This is a genomic window from Brevundimonas sp. (assembly GCF_041648115.1).
Taxonomy (GTDB): domain Bacteria; phylum Pseudomonadota; class Alphaproteobacteria; order Caulobacterales; family Caulobacteraceae; genus Brevundimonas.
The window spans coordinates 1-15,568 of the sequence record NZ_JBAZPR010000021.1 but is presented as its reverse complement, the minus strand read 5'-3'; the positions used below and the strand labels follow the sequence as shown (position 1 = coordinate 15,568).

At 66.5% G+C, this 15,568-nt stretch carries 12 protein-coding genes; 7 read left to right on the top strand and 5 right to left on the bottom strand.

What is annotated here, in order from left to right:
• Positions 1 to 121: 121 nt before the first annotated feature.
• Genes WC597_RS16045 through WC597_RS16035 form a run of 3 tightly spaced genes read left to right on the top strand, consistent with a single transcriptional unit; the run spans position 122 to position 4,400 of the window.
• Entirely contained in the window at positions 122 to 3,049 is a 2,928-nt protein-coding gene (locus WC597_RS16045) for a TonB-dependent receptor domain-containing protein (RefSeq protein WP_372694933.1), read from the top strand.
• 8 nt (positions 3,050 to 3,057) lie between these two features.
• On the top strand, positions 3,058 to 3,666 hold the full coding sequence (locus WC597_RS16040; protein WP_372694931.1) for a biliverdin-producing heme oxygenase: 609 nt from the start codon (positions 3,058 to 3,060) through the stop codon (positions 3,664 to 3,666).
• The gene (locus WC597_RS16035) at positions 3,663 to 4,400 is read left to right on the top strand and encodes a TonB family protein (RefSeq protein ID WP_372694929.1); all 738 of its coding nucleotides are present in this window, start codon (positions 3,663 to 3,665) and stop codon (positions 4,398 to 4,400) included. Before WC597_RS16040 ends, WC597_RS16035 begins: the two co-directional genes overlap by 4 nt.
• Before the next feature lie 24 nt (positions 4,401 to 4,424).
• On the opposite strand, the gene WC597_RS16030 is transcribed toward WC597_RS16035, so the two are convergent.
• The 3 genes from WC597_RS16030 to WC597_RS16020 all read right to left on the bottom strand — a co-directional run bounded on the left by WC597_RS16030 (position 4,425) and on the right by WC597_RS16020 (position 8,114).
• Positions 4,425 to 4,751, bottom strand: coding sequence for a hypothetical protein (locus tag WC597_RS16030; RefSeq protein WP_372694927.1), 327 nt, complete (start codon positions 4,749 to 4,751; stop codon positions 4,425 to 4,427).
• A 91-nt stretch (positions 4,752 to 4,842) separates the two neighbouring features.
• A complete protein-coding gene (gene rsgA / locus WC597_RS16025; protein ID WP_372694925.1) occupies positions 4,843 to 5,916 on the bottom strand; it encodes a ribosome small subunit-dependent GTPase A in 1,074 nt (357 codons plus the stop codon).
• A 113-nt stretch (positions 5,917 to 6,029) separates the two neighbouring features.
• A complete protein-coding gene (locus WC597_RS16020) occupies positions 6,030 to 8,114 on the bottom strand; it encodes a winged helix-turn-helix domain-containing protein (RefSeq protein WP_372694923.1) in 2,085 nt (694 codons plus the stop codon).
• 125 nt (positions 8,115 to 8,239) lie between these two features.
• Here WC597_RS16020 and WC597_RS16015 point away from each other — a divergent pair, with 125 nt between their 5' ends.
• Positions 8,240 to 10,303: a TonB-dependent receptor plug domain-containing protein gene (locus WC597_RS16015; protein ID WP_372694921.1), complete on the top strand. Its 2,064-nt coding sequence runs from the start codon at positions 8,240 to 8,242 to the stop codon at positions 10,301 to 10,303.
• Between the two features lie 107 nt (positions 10,304 to 10,410).
• Here WC597_RS16015 and WC597_RS16010 read toward each other — a convergent pair whose 3' ends face one another.
• Together WC597_RS16010 and WC597_RS16005 are read right to left on the bottom strand one after the other, a co-directional pair.
• On the bottom strand, positions 10,411 to 11,493 hold the full coding sequence (locus tag WC597_RS16010; RefSeq protein WP_372694919.1) for a PepSY-associated TM helix domain-containing protein: 1,083 nt from the start codon (positions 11,491 to 11,493) through the stop codon (positions 10,411 to 10,413).
• A 44-nt stretch (positions 11,494 to 11,537) separates the two neighbouring features.
• The gene (locus WC597_RS16005; protein ID WP_372694917.1) at positions 11,538 to 13,736 is read right to left on the bottom strand and encodes a TonB-dependent receptor; all 2,199 of its coding nucleotides are present in this window, start codon (positions 13,734 to 13,736) and stop codon (positions 11,538 to 11,540) included.
• Positions 13,737 to 14,243: 507 nt separating this feature from the next.
• On the opposite strand from WC597_RS16005, the gene WC597_RS16000 reads away from it, so the two are divergent.
• Genes WC597_RS16000 through WC597_RS15990 form a run of 3 tightly spaced genes read left to right on the top strand, consistent with a single transcriptional unit; the run spans position 14,244 to position 15,491 of the window.
• On the top strand, positions 14,244 to 14,405 hold the full coding sequence (locus WC597_RS16000) for a hypothetical protein (RefSeq protein ID WP_372694915.1): 162 nt from the start codon (positions 14,244 to 14,246) through the stop codon (positions 14,403 to 14,405).
• Between the two features lie 31 nt (positions 14,406 to 14,436).
• Positions 14,437 to 14,946, top strand: a complete 510-nt coding sequence (locus WC597_RS15995) for a hypothetical protein (protein ID WP_372694913.1) — start codon at positions 14,437 to 14,439, stop codon at positions 14,944 to 14,946.
• A complete protein-coding gene (locus WC597_RS15990) occupies positions 14,943 to 15,491 on the top strand; it encodes an RES family NAD+ phosphorylase (RefSeq protein ID WP_372694911.1) in 549 nt (182 codons plus the stop codon). The genes WC597_RS15995 and WC597_RS15990 overlap by 4 nt, the downstream gene beginning before the upstream one ends.
• Positions 15,492 to 15,568 lie beyond the last annotated feature (77 nt).

The window sequence follows — 15,568 nt, the reverse complement described above, 5'->3', positions numbered from 1 at the left end:
CTTTTTTCGATCCTGACAGTCCCGGTTCGTGCGCCCAAGGCGTCTATTAAAAGAGAACCATTCTCATTCGCATGAATGCGGACCATACAGGACGGCGCGGGGCGCGCCATGTGAGGCGAACTTGACCAAGGCAAGACACGATCTGGGGGCCATGCGCCTGTTCCTGATGGCGACCACGGCGGTCGTGCCGGCCGCGATCCTGGCGCCCGCCGCCCAGGCGCAGACCGCGGCGCCCAGTTTCGACATTCCCGCCGGTCCCCTGTCGCCCGCCCTGGTCCGTTTCGCGCAACAGGCCGATGTCGAACTGGCCTATGACGCCGCCCTGACGCGGGGCGCCGCCACGCGCGGCCTGCAGGGTCGCCACAGCGTGTCCGACGGCCTGTCGCGGCTGCTGGCTGGCTCGGGCGTGACGTATCGCCTGTCGGGTCGCACCGTGACCCTGTCGCCTGCGCCGGTCATGGCCGACGGAACCATCGCCCTGGGTCCCGTGCGGGTGCAGGGGGCGACGGACGGCGCGGCCGGGCGTCTCAGCGCCGACGGATCGGGCGAGGCCGGCGATCCGGTCGAGGCGCCGTACCGCGCCTCGGGCTCCAGCGCCTATGTCGCGCGTGACACCATCGAACGATTTCGCGGCGCCTCGACCGCCGACATCGTCAAGGGCGTGGCGGGTGTGACCGCCGGCGATCCGCGCGTCGCCAACGCCCTGGATGTCAATATCCGCGGCATCCAGGGCCAGAGCCGCGTGCCCGTCATCATCGACGGCGGCCAGTCCACCATGGACACCTATCGGGGCTATGCCGGCCAGTCGCAGCGCACCTATCTGGACCCCGACCTGATCTCCAGCGTGACGATCAACAAGGGCCCGAGCCTGGAGGCCAACGCGTCCGGCGGCATCGGCGGCGTGGTGGTGATGGAGACGCTGAAGGTCGATGACGTCCTGACCGCGGGGCGCGCCCTTGGCCTGCGCGTCCGCACCGGCGTGTCCGACGCCAGCGCCCGCAGCCTGCCGGCCTATGGCGACCGGTCGCGCACGGACCGGGGCGACCTGACCCGTCCGGGCGGTCAGTTCTTCAACATCGCCGGTGCGGGCCGCTGGGACCGGTTCGACCTGGTCGCCGCCTATGCGTGGCGCGACACCGGAAACTATTTCTCTGGCCACCGAAACTACAACGACTTCCCACAAGGCCGCCGCGTCCTGGCCAGCCTGAACCCCACCAATGCCGAGGTCTTCAACACCTCGTCCCAGTCGCAATCCCTGCTGCTGAAGGGCACGTGGCGCATCACCGACGCGCAGACGCTGGAGGCCGGCTATCGCCGCTACGAGGGCGAGCAGGGCGAGATCATGGCGTCGCAGATCATCCGCGTTGACCGCGACCAGGTTCCGCAATGGGACCTGGGGACCGTCGACATGGACGCCTATAATCTGCGCTACCGCTACAAGCCCCAAGGCGACTTGGGCGACCTGATCGATCTGAAGATCAACGCCTGGTACACCCACGCCGACAGCCTGATGTACAATGGCCTGACCGGCATCACCCCCTGGTATTTCGATCGCCGCACCGAATGGTATGACGGCCCGACCTTCAACACAGATCCCGGTTACAAGGACGCCTATCGCAACGAACTGAGCCAGGAGCGGTTCGGCGGCGACATCACCAACACCTCGATCCTGCTCACCCGCGCCGGCAAGTTCACGCTGAACTACGGCCTGTCCTTCAGCGACGAGGACATCGGTCCCGGCCCGAACTCGCCGATCATGATGGACGACCTCGTCAACAACCGCTTCCTGCGCAATGCGGAGCGCCAGGAATACAGCGCCGTCGCCTCGGTCAAATGGGAGCCGGACGCGCACTGGGAGCTGATGGCGGGCGGGCGTTTCAACCGGGTCGAGGTCCAGGACCGCAATCGCCTGGCCACGCCCGCGACCTATGAGGTCATCGGCCAGTATCGCTACACCGAACTGCTGAACGGCGACCCCGGCCGACCGTCCTATCTGGCGAAACGGATCGCGCTGCTGAACTGGTATCCCGACGCCAATGGCCAGTTCACCCAGGCCTCGCTGCTGGCCTCGCCCTATGAACGCGGAACGGTGGGCGACATCGGCGGCTGGAACTTCTTCAGCGCCGGCGCACCGCAAAACCTCAGGGTGCCCGTCTCCTGGACCTGGTCCCAGCCGATCCGCCGCACCGACGACGCCTTCATGCCGACCGGCAGCGCCACCTACCGCTTCGACGAGGACACCCTCGTCTATGTGAAATACGCCGAGGGCGTGAAACTGCCGAGCCTGTTCGAATCGACCCTGGGCCTGTTCACCGCCGCCCGGCCGACGGCCGAGATGAAGCCCGAGCGCTCCCGCACCTGGGAAGTCGGCGCCAGCACCATCCGTCGCGACCTGATCACGGGCGGCGACCGCGCGGCCTTCAAGCTGGCCTATTTCAACACCGTGATCGACGACCTGATCACCCGCGACTATCGCACCCTGTCGGCGGGCCTGATCCGCAACATCGACGAATTCAAGGTGTCGGGCGTCGAGTTCCAGTCAACCTATGACGACGGCGTCGTCTTCGGCGACCTGTCGGCCCACTATTATTTCGAGGCCAAGACCTGCGCCCCGGACATCGCCGCCGAACGCCGCGCCTATGGCGCCGGCCGCAACAACGCCGAACTGATGGCCACGCCCGACTGCGTCGACGGCGGCTTCGTCGGGGCCTACACCAACACCCAGAACCCGCCGCGCTTCAATCTGAACCTGACGCTGGGTGCGCACCTGTTCGACGATCGCCTGACCATCGGCGGCCGCGCAGTCCACAACTCGGGCCCGATCAGCAAGCTGGACAAGGCCTGGAACGTCGGCCTGTCGGCGATCCAGCAGCTGTATCTGGAGACCACCGTCTATGACGCCTTCGCCAGCCTGAAGGTCACGGACCAGACGGCGCTGGACCTCAACATCGACAATGTAATGGACGAATACTACCTCGACCCGCTGGCGCTGGGAATCATGCCCGCGCCCGGTCGCACCGTTCGTCTCGCCCTGACCTACCGCTACTGAGGCCCGCCATGACCCAAGTCGAAACAAGCCGCGCCAAGCGACTGAAGGCCGCCAGCCACGGCGTCCACGAAGGGCTGGACAACGCCATCATGGCCGCCAGACCGTTTAGCAGCCGCGAGGCCTATGCGGAGTTTCTGCGGATCCAGCAGATGTTCCACCGCGACATCGCCGCGCTCTACGACGCGCCGGAACTGGCGGCTCTGTTCCCCGACCTGGCCGAACGCCGCCGCTACGAACAGGTGAAGGCCGATCTCGCCGATTTAGGCGCCGTCCCGGCTGCCGAGACCGGCGCACCGCGCTTCGTCGCGGGTCAGGCGCTGGACCTGCCGACGGCCCTGGGCTGGCTCTATGTGGCCGAAGGTTCGAACCTGGGCGCCGCCTTCCTGATCAAGGCCGCGTCCGCCCTGGGCCTGTCGGCCGAGTTCGGCGCCCGTCACCTGTCCGCCTCGCCCGAGGGGCGCGCCAACCACTGGCGCAGCTTCACCACCGTGCTCGACGCCCCGGACATGACCGATGAAGAAGAGGCCCGCGTCATGAAGGGCGCCTCGGCCGCCTTCACCCGCGTGCGCGGTCTGGTGGACGCGGGCTTCCGGCACGGAACCGCCGACGCCGCATGACGGCCGTGCCGCGCACCACGATCCTGAACGACGCTGGGGCCATCGCGCCCCGGCGTCCCAGGGTGCGTGCGCGTCGGGCGCTCGCCTTGGGCGCCGCCCTGGCGCTTCACGCCGCGCCCCTGCTGCTGCTGATCAATCTCGTCGTGCCGGCGCCTGTCCCGATCGAGGAACCGCCTGCCATCGTTGTGGAACTGGTGCGCAGCAACGCCGCCCCGCCCCGACCGCCGTCCGAACAGATCGACGGTCCCAAACAGGTCCAGGCCGTCGCCAGCCGCCCCATCCCGCGTCCGCCGGTCCAGATGCGGGTCCAGGCCGAGGCGCCCGAGGCCGTGAACATCCCCGTCTCGCCGCCGGGCCCGCGCGCCGCCGAACGCCAGACGCCGGCGCCCGCCACCACAGCCCCGGTCTCGCGGCAGGCCCCGCCCGCGCCCAGCGCCTCGACCGCGCCCCAGGACTGGAAGACCCGCGTCCTGGCGCATCTGGACAGCAGGAAACGCTATCCGACCGCCGCCCAGCGCCTGCGCCAGGAGGGGGTCGTCCTGATCCGCTTCACGATGGATCGGTCGGGGCGGGTGCTGACCTCGCGCATCGAACGCGGCTCGGGCCGCGCCCTGCTGGACCGCGAGGCCCTGGCCATGCTCCAGCGCGCCCAGCCCCTGCCTGCACCGCCCGACGAGGTGCCGGGCGCGACGCTGGAACTTGTCACGCCGGTCGAATTCTTCCTGAGGCGCTGACGGACGCCGCAAGACGCCCAAAAATCAGGCGGGTTCGACCTCGACTGAGCCCTCGCGGAATTCGTCGGCCGGCACGAAGGCGGAGCCTTCGTCATCCAGCACCCAGACGCCGATCAGCGCCGCGTGGTCGGGGGTGATGTCCTCGTCGATCAGATCGCCGTCGAAGACGCCGACATTGCTGTAATCGAAGTCCAGCAGCAGTTGGGAGGCCATGTCGATCATCTCGTCCGCCATGCGACGCGCATAGCCGATCGCTTCACTCTCGTTGGAGAAGTCGTCGGTGAGGGTGTTGACCTCGGCGGACTCGCTGCCTTGGGTCGCGCTGGTGGTGACGATTGTGAATGCAGGCATGGTGAACTCTCTCGGATTTGAAGTCACCAACTAGCCTGTTTGCGCGCAGGGCAGGCCAAAATTCTGCACAAAGGCATCCTGCGATGTCCGATCAGTCGGCGCCGCCCCGGTCGTTCCGCTTCGTCGCGCGATAAACCTTCTGAAGCACGCCGAGGCGACGGCGTTCGGCGGCCTTGGCGGCCCGCGCCTGCTTGTCTTCCGCCTCCGCCAGTTCGAGCGTCAGCTGCTGGAAATGCGCCCACCGGTCGGGATCCAGAGCGCCGCTCTTCAGCGCGGCCTGCACGGCGCAGCCGGGTTCGTTGGTATGGGTGCAGTCGGTGAAGCGGCAGTCCTGGGGCAGGCGCTCGATGTCTTCGAACACGGCGCTCACGCCCGCTTCGGCGTCGATGAGGCCGACTTCGCGAATGCCCGGCGTGTCCAGCAGCAAACCGCCGCCGGGCAGCAGAACGAGCTGGCGGTGGCTGGTGGTGTGGCGCCCCTGATCATCGGACTCGCGGATGGCCTGGGTCGCCATGCGGTCCTCGTTCAGAAAGGCGTTGACCAGCGTGGACTTTCCGACCCCCGACGAGCCGATCAGCACGCCGGTCTCGCCGGCTTTCATCTGGTCGAGCATGGCGTCGAGGCCCAGACCCTGGCGCGCCGAGACCATCAGGATGGGACAGTCCGTCCCCAGCGCCGCGATCTGGGCGGCCTGCTCTTGCGGATCGTCGCACAGATCCGATTTGGTCAGCACCACGACGGGCCGCGCCCCGCTCTCCCAGGCGGCGGCCAGATAACGCTGGATCCGGCGAAGATTGAGATCGGCGTTCATCGATGTGACGACGAAGGCGACATCGACGTTTGCGGCGAGGATCTGCAGCCGCTGCATGCTGTCCGCCGCCCTGCGGACGAAGGCCGTGCGGCGCGGAAGCATGGCGTGGATGACGGCCTTGCGGTCCGACGGGCTCACCGACAGGGCGACCCAGTCCCCGACGGCGGGAAGGCCGATCTCCCTGGCCTCGTGACGCAGGCGACCTGAAACCTTGGCGCGCAGCTCGCCGTCGTCGGTGGCGACCAGATAGCCGTCCCGCTGCTGGAGAATGACGCGTCCCGGCGCATGACCTGCGCGCGCGTGGGGTTCGAACACCCCCGCCAGAGACGCCGACCATCCATAGTTTTCGATCAAGTCGAGGGCATCCTTGAAGGTTCGCGATCATCCATAGTGCGCTGGACTGCTCTATGAGCCGGTCCGGCAGTTGCGACCAGCGATGAATGCCCAGAGCGCGTCACGCCGCGCGCCTATCGGCGCACCAGACGGATAGCCAACAGGTCCGCTTCGTCGCGGACCATCCTGGCGGCGACGATGTCCTGCGTTTGGGAAACCGCCAGACTGTGCTGCAGGCCGAACGCGCCCAGAGACTGCACGTCGCGACTTGCGCCGGTCCATGAGGTCAGGCGCAGGATAGCCTCACCGCCACGGTTTCCCGACAGGTGGTAGACGCCGGCGGCCGTAGGGGTCCAGGCCGTCTCCGGGTCGATGCGGATCAGGGGAGAGGACAGAACCGCACCCGTGGCCTCCAGACGCCACAGCCGGCCGTCGTCCTTCTTGACCGCATAGAGCCCGCCGGCGCCGGCGCTCTTGACCGTCAGGACATCGGCGGTGTTCGGAACGACCGTAACCCGCCCCTGGGCATCGATCCTTTCGATCCGCCAGCCGCCCGTCCTGAGCGTGGGAACGACAAGGTCGCCGTTGTGGTCCCACGCCAACTCGTCACGCGCCGCGCCGTCCGACGTGACCGCCCTCAGGCCGGAGCCGTCCGCATTGATCAGATAGACGTCCGTGCGACTGTCGCGCGCCGCGACGAAGGCGATGCTGCGACCGTCAGGCGACCACCGGGGCGAGAAGACATTGCTGGCCTTCAGGTCGGTCAGGCGCGTCGGCTCGGCGCCGCTGCTGCGTTTGACCCAGACTTCGGACCCGCCGTTCTGATCCGAGACGAAGGTCAGTTGGCCTGTCGGGGAAAGATCGGGATCCCAGTCGCTGGCGTTGCCGTCCGTCAGGGCCACGGGCGCGGCGCCGGCGCGCCAGGCGAACAGGTTGGAACGATAGTCGCCGGCCTCGACCGCCAGCAGGCCGCTGCGATCAGTGGACAGGCGGCCGAACTGCAGCAGGCCCAGGCTCAGGCGAACGGGCGCCCCCGGCCGTTTGAAGTCCACCGACCACAGGCCGTAGTCACCGCCGCGATTGCTGGAGAAGACGACGGTTCGATCATCCGCAGCGAAGGCGTAGCCGACGGCCTTCCAGCCATCGCTGGTCAGCCGCCGCTGTCCGGCGCCGGACACTTGGACGGCGTAGAGATCGGCCACGCCGTAGGAGAAGGCGCGCCTGAAGACCAGCTGATCCCCCCTGTGGGTGACGACCGGATCCAGGTCGCCCAGGCTGGTGGCGGGCGGCGAGGTCACCTCGCGCAGTCGTCCGGTATCGGGGTTCAGGGCCCGGATGCGACGCACGGCCTCGCGCGTGGGGCGGTCGGACAACAGGATTTCGCCGTCGCGCGTCCAGGCCAGACGCGTCATCGATTCCACCGAGCAATGGCCGACCACGCGCGGCTCACCCTGGGGCACGGGCGCGACCAGGATCTGGCACGGGGCGCCGGAAATACGGCGCACGAAGGCCAGGCGACGCCCATCGGGCGACCAGGCCGGCGCCATTTCGTCCTCTGGCGTATCCGTCAAACGGATCGGTGTGCCGTCCCCGACGCCCCGCAGGAAGATGTCTCTCTGGGCGCCGAACCCGGCGCCGCCGGCATAGGCGACCATGCGGCCGTCCGGCGAAAGCGCCGGATGGGTCTCCACGCCGGTATCCGAGGTCAAGGGACGCACGGCCTCGGTCGCCAGCGCGCCGGGGGGCTGCATCAGGACAAAGGCGCCGAGGCCCAGGGCCGCGATCGAGGCGACGCCGCCGGCCAGCATCAGACGCGGCCATCGCCGGGCGGGACGAGGCGGCGAAGCCGGGGCCTTGGCCGTCGCCGGTGCGATGGCGACAAGGCGCAGGCGGTATCCGATCTTGGGGATGCTGCCGATCTCGACAGCCGGATCGCGCTGGAAGATCTTTCTGAGCTTGACGATGCATCTGACCAGGGCGTCGTCGCCGACGACGCGTCCGTCCCAGCACAGCCGCGACAGTTCTTCACGACTGATCGGATCGCCCCGCCTGCGGTTCAGCGCCACCAGAACCTGCATCACGCGGGGTTCCAGCTTGCAGCCTGCATCGGGCCAGATCACCTCCAGGGAGGCCGGGTGGACCATGCCCGTCCCAAGCGCGAACGACGGCTCTGACACCAGTTCGATCGGCCTGAGAAGCAGAGCTGACAGGTCGTTCATCGGAAAATCATCGGCTCAAGATCGGGCCCCCGCCCTCGCTCCCAGAACGCCAGTCTCTTCTATCGCTGCGGACATTACCAGCCACCTTGGCCGTAACCCTGCCCGCAACCCTGATGGAACCCGCCATGCGCTCTTTCGACGCCCGCCTGATCCTGCTGACTCCCCTGTCCCTGTCGCTCGCCGCCCCGGCGCTGGCGCAGACCCCGCCGTCGCCTGAGCCCCAGGCGGTCCAGTCCGCGCCACAGAGCGAAGTCGACCAACAGGGCGTGCTGGTCTTCACGCCGGACTTTTTCGCCAATCAGAGGCCGGTCACGGCTCTGGACATGGTCAGTCGGGTTCCGGGATTCAGCGTCGTCGACGGCGACGGTGGTCGCGGCTTCCAGGGCTCGGTCGGCAACATCCTGATCAATGGCGCACGGCCAGCGTCGAAGACCGACACGGGCTCCGGCGTGCTGTCTCGCACCCTGGTCGCCCAGGTCGAGCGCATCGAACTGATCAGCGGCGGCGCGGCCGGGATCGACATGCAGGGCTTTTCCGTCGTCGCCAACGTCATCACGCGCGATCAGTCCAGCAGCCAGATGATCTTCACCGGCAACGCCGTGTTGTATGAGGGTGGGAACGACACCTATGGCGGCACATGGCAGTACACCGCCCAGAACGGCGAACGCACCTGGGGCTTCACCCTCTCCGACGGTTTCGTGGTCAATGATTCCAACGGCGTCGGCCCCGTCGTCCGCCGCAGCGGCGCGGGCGATCTGCTGCGAAGCGAAGACTTCTTCAGCGACCAGAAAAGCGGCGGCAACGCCCTGCGGCTGAACTACGCCAGCCCCTTCCTGGGCGGCCAGATCGACCTGACCGCCCTCTATGGGGTCAACGATTTTGAAAACCTGATCCTGCAGACCTCGTCCGCCGTGCGCCGCGAGTCCCGATATCAGGAGGACGGCGAGAACGGCGAGATCGGGGCGGTCTTCACCCGCGCGCTCGACAGCCGCCTGACCTCCGAAACGCGCCTCATCCACGAGTTCAGCGACACCACCGGCGCCTCGACCAATCGCACCACCCTGTCGGGCGCTGAAAGCCCCGAGCAGCGTTTCGCATCCGACAGCAGGGCGTCGGAGACCATCCTGCGCAGCCTGGTCCGCCTCGAACAGTCGCCCAGACTGACGTGGGAGTTCGGCGGCGAAGGGGCCTACAACATGCTGGAGACCGACCAGGCCTTCAGCATCGGCGGCGCGCCGGTCCCCCTGCCGTCGGCCTCGGTGACCGTCGAGGAGACGCGGGGCGAGCTCTTCGGCAAGAGCACCTGGCGGGTGGGCGACGACCTTTCCGTCGAAAGCGGCCTGCGGCTGGAGACTTCAACCATCAGCCAGTCGGGCGATGCGGACGAGGAGAAGACCTTCTCCTTCGTCAAGCCGCGCCTGTTGGCCACCTGGACCCCCAGGCCTGGAAATCAGTTTCGCCTGCGTTTCGAGCGCGAGGTCGGGCAGCTGAACTTCACCGACTTCGCCGCCTCGGCGGAACTGCAGAACGAGAATGTCCTCGGCGGCAATATCGACCTGGAGCCCGAACAGCGCTGGATCAGCGAACTGGCCTATGAACGCCGGTTCTGGGGCGACGGCGTCGTCAACATCACCCTGCGCCACGACGAGATTGGCAACGCCATAGACGTCATCCCGCTGGAGGACGGCCTGTCCGCCGTCGGCAATATCGGCGACGGGTCGCTGGACCGGCTGGCGGTCAACATCCAGGCGCCCCTTGACCGGTTCGGATTCAGCGGCGGGCGGATCAGCGCGCGCAACACCTGGAACCACACCGAGGTCGAGGACCCCACGACGGGCAAGACGCGCCCGATTTCCAACGTCCCCAAATCCCACGCGGTCATCATCCTCGCCCAGGACATCCAGTCCTGGAAACTGCAGTGGAGCGCCGCCTGGGTTCCGCTGCTGGGCCGCACCAGCTACGATCCCGACGTGCAGTTCTCCTGGCGAGGGCGCGACTTCTTCGAGAGCTGGATCGAATACAAGCCGACCGCCACGCTGGCGATCCGCGCCCAGATCAACCTGTGGGACGACTATCAGCAGACCCGCATCGCTTACGCCGACCGCACCACCCGGCCGATCGCCTATGTCGAAACCCGCACCATCGACCCACGGACCTTCTACTCGCTGCGCGTTCGCAAGACGTTCTGAACACGGACGATCGGAGATCGGCGGACTAACCGAAGGCGGCGCGGTTGATCGTAGGGAGAAGGTCCAGGGTGGCGTCGTCTGGTCGTGCAAACAACAGATAAAGCGAGTTAAGTTCGCTTTCTGCCGGGCTTCCTGGGAAGCAATCGATTGAGCCAGAAGCTGTAGAGACCAAAGCCGCCCAGCACGACGAGCGCCAGGCCGGACAGGGTGACGGCGCCGCTCCAGATCCAGCCTCCGATCTTGCCAGAATGGATCGGATATTCGTACGCCGCCACGCGGGCGCCCGCCGGCAGCGCCAGCGAGTTACGCACGCCAACCAGTGCGCCGTTGGCCGGGTCGAACCACAGGAAGGTCCGGCCGTTGGGGGTTGGTTCCCCGACTTGACGGACGCGCACCGCGATCAAACCGCCCGGCTTGGAGGGCGCATTGACCACCCGAAATTCTGCACCGGGAAAGCGCTGTTGCGCAATCCTCAACATGCCTGGCCAGTCAATCGTGGAGGAAACATAAGCTCCTCCTTGAAGGGCTGGAACACGAACGGCTGCGGCCATGTCCGCCTTGGACGACAGCAACGACAGGACCGCGATCTCGACCGGCTTCAACGTCATCATGACTCCGGTCGCGAAGGTCACGATCAGCAATGGCGCGGCCAGCACGCCGAGATCCCGGTGATGACGCAGGATGCCGAACCGGTTCCAGGCGCGCGGCCAAAGACGCCATTCGAACGAACGCCGTGTCCGCCACCACAGGATCACGCCCGTGATGACGAAGCCGAGACCCGCCAGCCCGGCGATCCCCGTGACGGTCTTGCCGGTATCTCCGACCAGCAGATAGTGATGCAGGTCGAACAGCCAGACCTCGGGTCGCGCCCATTTGCTGTCCCAGCGCGTCACCGTCTGACCCGTCTGATCGACATAGGCGCCGTGGTCGCGGTCGCCATAGGTGACCCGGTGTACGCCCAGGGTCCGGCTCGCCAGAGTGACGCTGGTCGCGCGCGGGTCCGAGAAGATCGCCGTCATGGCGGAGCCGATGCGACCCGTGTCTTGCATCTGAACATCGGCGGCATGGGGAAGGGTCGCGCGCAGCCAGGCGTCCTTGTGGACCAGCATCAGTCCGCTGAGACCGATCACCACCAGCAGCAGGCCGATCAGCCCGCCGGTCCAGCGATGCAGGCCGTCCAGCAGGGTCATGACATCGAAACGCCTCGCCCAGCCTGAGCGACCCTTCGCCCTGCTCACCAGACGCGCTTCAGCGACACGCTCAGCGTCGCGCCATTGGCGGGCACGCGGCTGGTGTTGGTGTTGCCACGCAGAAGCTGGCTGTAGACCGGCAGGTACTGGGTGTTCAGCAGGTTCTCGACGCCGACCGTCACCTGGTCTCGATCAGACAGGCGGTAGCGGCCGATCAGGTCGAAGACGGTGTAGTCCTTGACCTCGCGCCGCCCGAAGGTGGCGACGCCGTTCAGACGATAGTCGTGACCCGCAGAGTGCAGCCCCTGGAGGCGCACGTCCCAGACCGCGTTCGGCGCATAGACCACATAGGCCGTCAGCTTCAGCGGCGGAATGCGATAGCCGGTCATGTCCTGGGACCGGACGGCGGTCGCCGCCTTCTCGTGACCGCTCAGATAGGTCGCCGTGCCCCCAAAGCGCCAGACATCCTGCGACGTCCCGTAATCCACGGCCGCCTCGACGCCGTTGATGCGCTCGGCGGTCCGCAGCAGGATCAGACCATTGTTGAAGCTCTGCACGTCGCCGAAATCCGACGTGGTGCGGAAGGCGGCGAACGACGCGGACAGTTGGTCGAACCGACCGCGCCAACCCGCCTCGTAGCTGTCGATCTTCACGGGTTCGAGATCGGAGTTGTCGATGCTGAACCCGGCGCCGGCGTTGCGCAGTTGCAGGCCGATGTCGGGCAGTTGGAAGCCCTGTGAGAAGCTGGCGTACAGTTCGTGGCCGTCCACCGGCTCCCAGGTCGCGCCGGCGTTGAAGGTCCAGGCGTCGAAGTCAATCGTGCCGCCCTGGACCACGAAGGGCGTCGCCGACTGTGACTGCGACAGGGGGGTGAAGCTGTCGAACGACGCCTTGGCCCGGTCATAGCGGACGCCGGCCTCGACGCCGATCCGGTCCGTCAGCCGGTGCTGAACCTGTGCGAAGACGCCCTCGGTTCGGGTGGTCAGCTCGGGCATGTAGGTCAGGGTGCGCAAGCGGTTGAACACCAACCCGCCGCTGGCGTCGTAGGCGGCCGGATCGAACACATCCAGCGGCATGTCGCTGACCTCGCGGTTCAGGTCGCCGCCCCAGGTCAGGGCGGTGCGCTCACCCAAAGGCGTCTCGATCGTCAGCCGCGCGCCGGCCACCGCGCTGTTCTGGAACACCTGATCGACGTTGCGGCCCCGCGTCGCGACGCCACGCGCATCGAACGGCGTGAAACGCGTGAACAGGTCGCGGTAGTAACCCAGCAGGCTGACGTCGCTGCCGAATACATCGCGGTCGCGGTAGGCCAGGGTGGCGACCTTGCTTTCCACCTGGTTCTGTTCGGCCAGCCTCAGCCCCTTCAGCGGGCGGGCGATGGCCGTGCCCGCCGGCAGCCGGCCGGGGGCGGGATCCGCCGCATAGTCCGTGTCCTGATGCGCCTGATACCAGCTCAAAGACCCCAGCAGATAACCGTCGTCCCCCACACGGCGACCGACCTTGCCGCCCAGGCTCCAGACCGTGCTGTCGAACAGGTCGCCCTGGCTCGGCTCGGGCGCCCGGCGGTCGCCGTTGGCGTCGAACCCGGCGCCGATGTGCTGCCAGCCCGCGTTCGCCGCGAAGTCGAAGCCGCTGGCGGCGCCGGACACAAACTGCTGCACCCGGCCGCTTAATCCATCTGACGAAGGATGGGACAGCGACGTGATGCCGGTGACCATGGTCTCGGCCCGCAAGGGGCCGCCGGCTGGGCGGGTGTTGATCGAGATGATGCCCCCCGTGGCGCCGCTGCCGTAAAGGGCGCTGCCGCCGCGCAGGACCTCGATCTGCTGGATGTTGGCCGGATCGACGCTGATCAGGTTGCGCGCACTGTCCCGGTTCGTGTTGTACGGTACGCCATCCACCAGCACGAGCGCGCCGCGTCCGCGCAGCGTCTGGCCAAAGTCCGTGATCGTGCGGCTGGAATCCGCCAACCCCGGAACGGCCTTGGCCAGAACCCCCGACAGGGTGTCCGACACCGCACGCCCGGCCTGGACCGTCTCGCGATCCAGTCGGGTGATCGGATGGCTAGAGGCGACCAGCCCCTGGGGCGAGCGTCGCGCCGTCACCACGATCTCGCCCAGGTTGGTATCGGCCGAGGGCGTGGGGCCTGTCGCCGTCTGCGCCAGGGCTGCGACAGGAGCGAGGAGGACGGCGGCGGCCCCGAACGGCGCCAGGGCGGACGACAGAAGAACCTTGCGGGACATGGACTACTCGACGTGGAGACGGACTGAACGAGCCGCACCCTGTGTCGCGATTGAGACCGGTTTGCAAGTCTTGAAGCCCGATCGAAACTGACGGTGGCGTTGATTCAGAGAGCGCCTTGGAGGTCAGACAAAGAGGGCGGATCGAGGAGCCAGGAAGGTATAAGCCTCCCCTCGGGTCAGATGCTCACAGCATGACGCCTAGCCGTGAGCCGCGCCCAAAACCCCAGACACCATCGCGCCGAGCGGCGATGAATAATCAGAGAGTTGGATACCGTCGCTTCAAGATTTTTTGCAGACGGCACCTACCGGCTAGAGCCGCAGAAGAAACATCTGTCTAACTGATTGGGAAAATGGCGCGCCGCCGTGGATGATCCTGAGAACTATTCAGCCGCCGTCGGATGGGCCGCGTAGGTCAGAAACGCGCCACAGGCGGACATGGGCCGATCGACGACAACAGGATGTTGACCTCTGGTGAAACGATACCGCTGCCGGCCCTTAGGGGTGCCTATGAGCATTTTGAAAACCCTTGCGACCGGCACTTGGGCGCGCGGCTACGAGCTCAAGGTGCAAAACGCAGTTGCCGTGACATCGACCGAGCAGCTTCAGATAGGGCGCCTTGCCGACTTCAGGATCCATGTTGGCGAGGCATCACCGCTCGCGTCTTATTGAACTTTCAACCGACCCCACTCATTATCAATGGATGTCCGCTCCACGCACATCACAGCCCGGCACCTCGCGCACGCGCAACCCGATCCGGAAACGCTTCGGGACATTTGGCAAGGCTAAGGCCGGCAAGCTCGTGGCCACTACCTACCAGACCAAGCGGTCGGCTGATCGCGCGGCGGCGCGCGCCGACGAACGGGCCAAAGTGATTGCAAATTTAACCGGCGAGAAGAAAACGCGCGACGCGACGATCGCTGGAACTCGGTCGGTCAGGGCTGGGCGCGAGCCGATCAGTGATTTCTCGCTGGCCGTTTCCAGATTCGGTCAGGAGCTGGGAAAGCCAGTACCGTCCTCCGAAGTCAGCAAGGTTTTCGATCGGATCGCTAAGGATGCGGTGGATGTGTTCGGTAGCCAGGTGGCTGCGCGACGTTACCTTGACGAGGCCGTCATCGACGGCGGCAAAACCGCACGAGACGTAGCCACCTCACAGGGGCTAGGCCGGATCCTGTTGCGTCTGGATGCGCTGCGCTTCGGATCTAACGGGTGAAGCTGGAAGATTTCGGGCCCCCCATCGTCTATCGCGCCGTGTCCCTACAGTACCTGCGCTGGGTTCAGAGCGCCAAGGGATCACGCCTTGTCGCGGGGCGTTTTAATCCGAAAGATATCTCGGCCAATTATTTTGGTCTGGAACCTGAGACGGCCTTTCTGGAATACCAGCAGGGCAACCCCGAACCTCTGCCTGTCGCGATCGTTGGCTTCAAGGTCGACATCAAGGCCGTCGTCGATTTGCGGGGCCCGGCGACACTTCCGTCTCCTTTCAACAGCTGGCGAGACGACTGGAAAGACGCCGCGTTGGGTCTATCAAGCACCTGCCCGTCTTGGGAGTGCTGTCGCGAGGTCCTGGCCTTAAACGGGTCCGGGATCCTGTTTCCGTCCCAAGCGAACCCCTCCGGTTCAAACCTAGTCGTCTATCCTGAGGACAGTACTGCTGGAGCAGCGCATGTCGCAGTTATCGATCCCGACAAACTGATCAGCAAATACGCTGACGTGACCCCCGTTTCTCATCCAGCCATAACGAGAGTCCTTTGGTGATCTGAACTGGGGTTGGTGGGGTTGGCAAGAGGCCGGTCAGCGCAGCCTTCAACCAGCGCAGCGGACCGGCCGATTTT

What these genes read in the sequence shown, in the direction of transcription:
- WC597_RS16040 (WP_372694931.1), top strand. Translation starts at nt 3,058, where the DNA reads ATGACCCAAGTCGAAACAAGCCGCGCCAAGCGACTGAAGGCCGCCAGC.
- WC597_RS16035 (WP_372694929.1), top strand. Translation starts at nt 3,663, where the DNA reads ATGACGGCCGTGCCGCGCACCACGATCCTGAACGACGCTGGGGCCATC.
- WC597_RS16030 (WP_372694927.1), bottom strand. Translation starts at nt 4,751, where the DNA reads ATGCCTGCATTCACAATCGTCACCACCAGCGCGACCCAAGGCAGCGAG.
- WC597_RS16020 (WP_372694923.1), bottom strand. Translation starts at nt 8,114, where the DNA reads ATGAACGACCTGTCAGCTCTGCTTCTCAGGCCGATCGAACTGGTGTCA.
- WC597_RS16015 (WP_372694921.1), top strand. Translation starts at nt 8,240, where the DNA reads ATGCGCTCTTTCGACGCCCGCCTGATCCTGCTGACTCCCCTGTCCCTG.
- WC597_RS16010 (WP_372694919.1), bottom strand. Translation starts at nt 11,493, where the DNA reads ATGACCCTGCTGGACGGCCTGCATCGCTGGACCGGCGGGCTGATCGGC.
- WC597_RS16005 (WP_372694917.1), bottom strand. Translation starts at nt 13,736, where the DNA reads ATGTCCCGCAAGGTTCTTCTGTCGTCCGCCCTGGCGCCGTTCGGGGCC.
- WC597_RS16000 (WP_372694915.1), top strand. Translation starts at nt 14,244, where the DNA reads ATGAGCATTTTGAAAACCCTTGCGACCGGCACTTGGGCGCGCGGCTAC.
- WC597_RS15995 (WP_372694913.1), top strand. Translation starts at nt 14,437, where the DNA reads ATGTCCGCTCCACGCACATCACAGCCCGGCACCTCGCGCACGCGCAAC.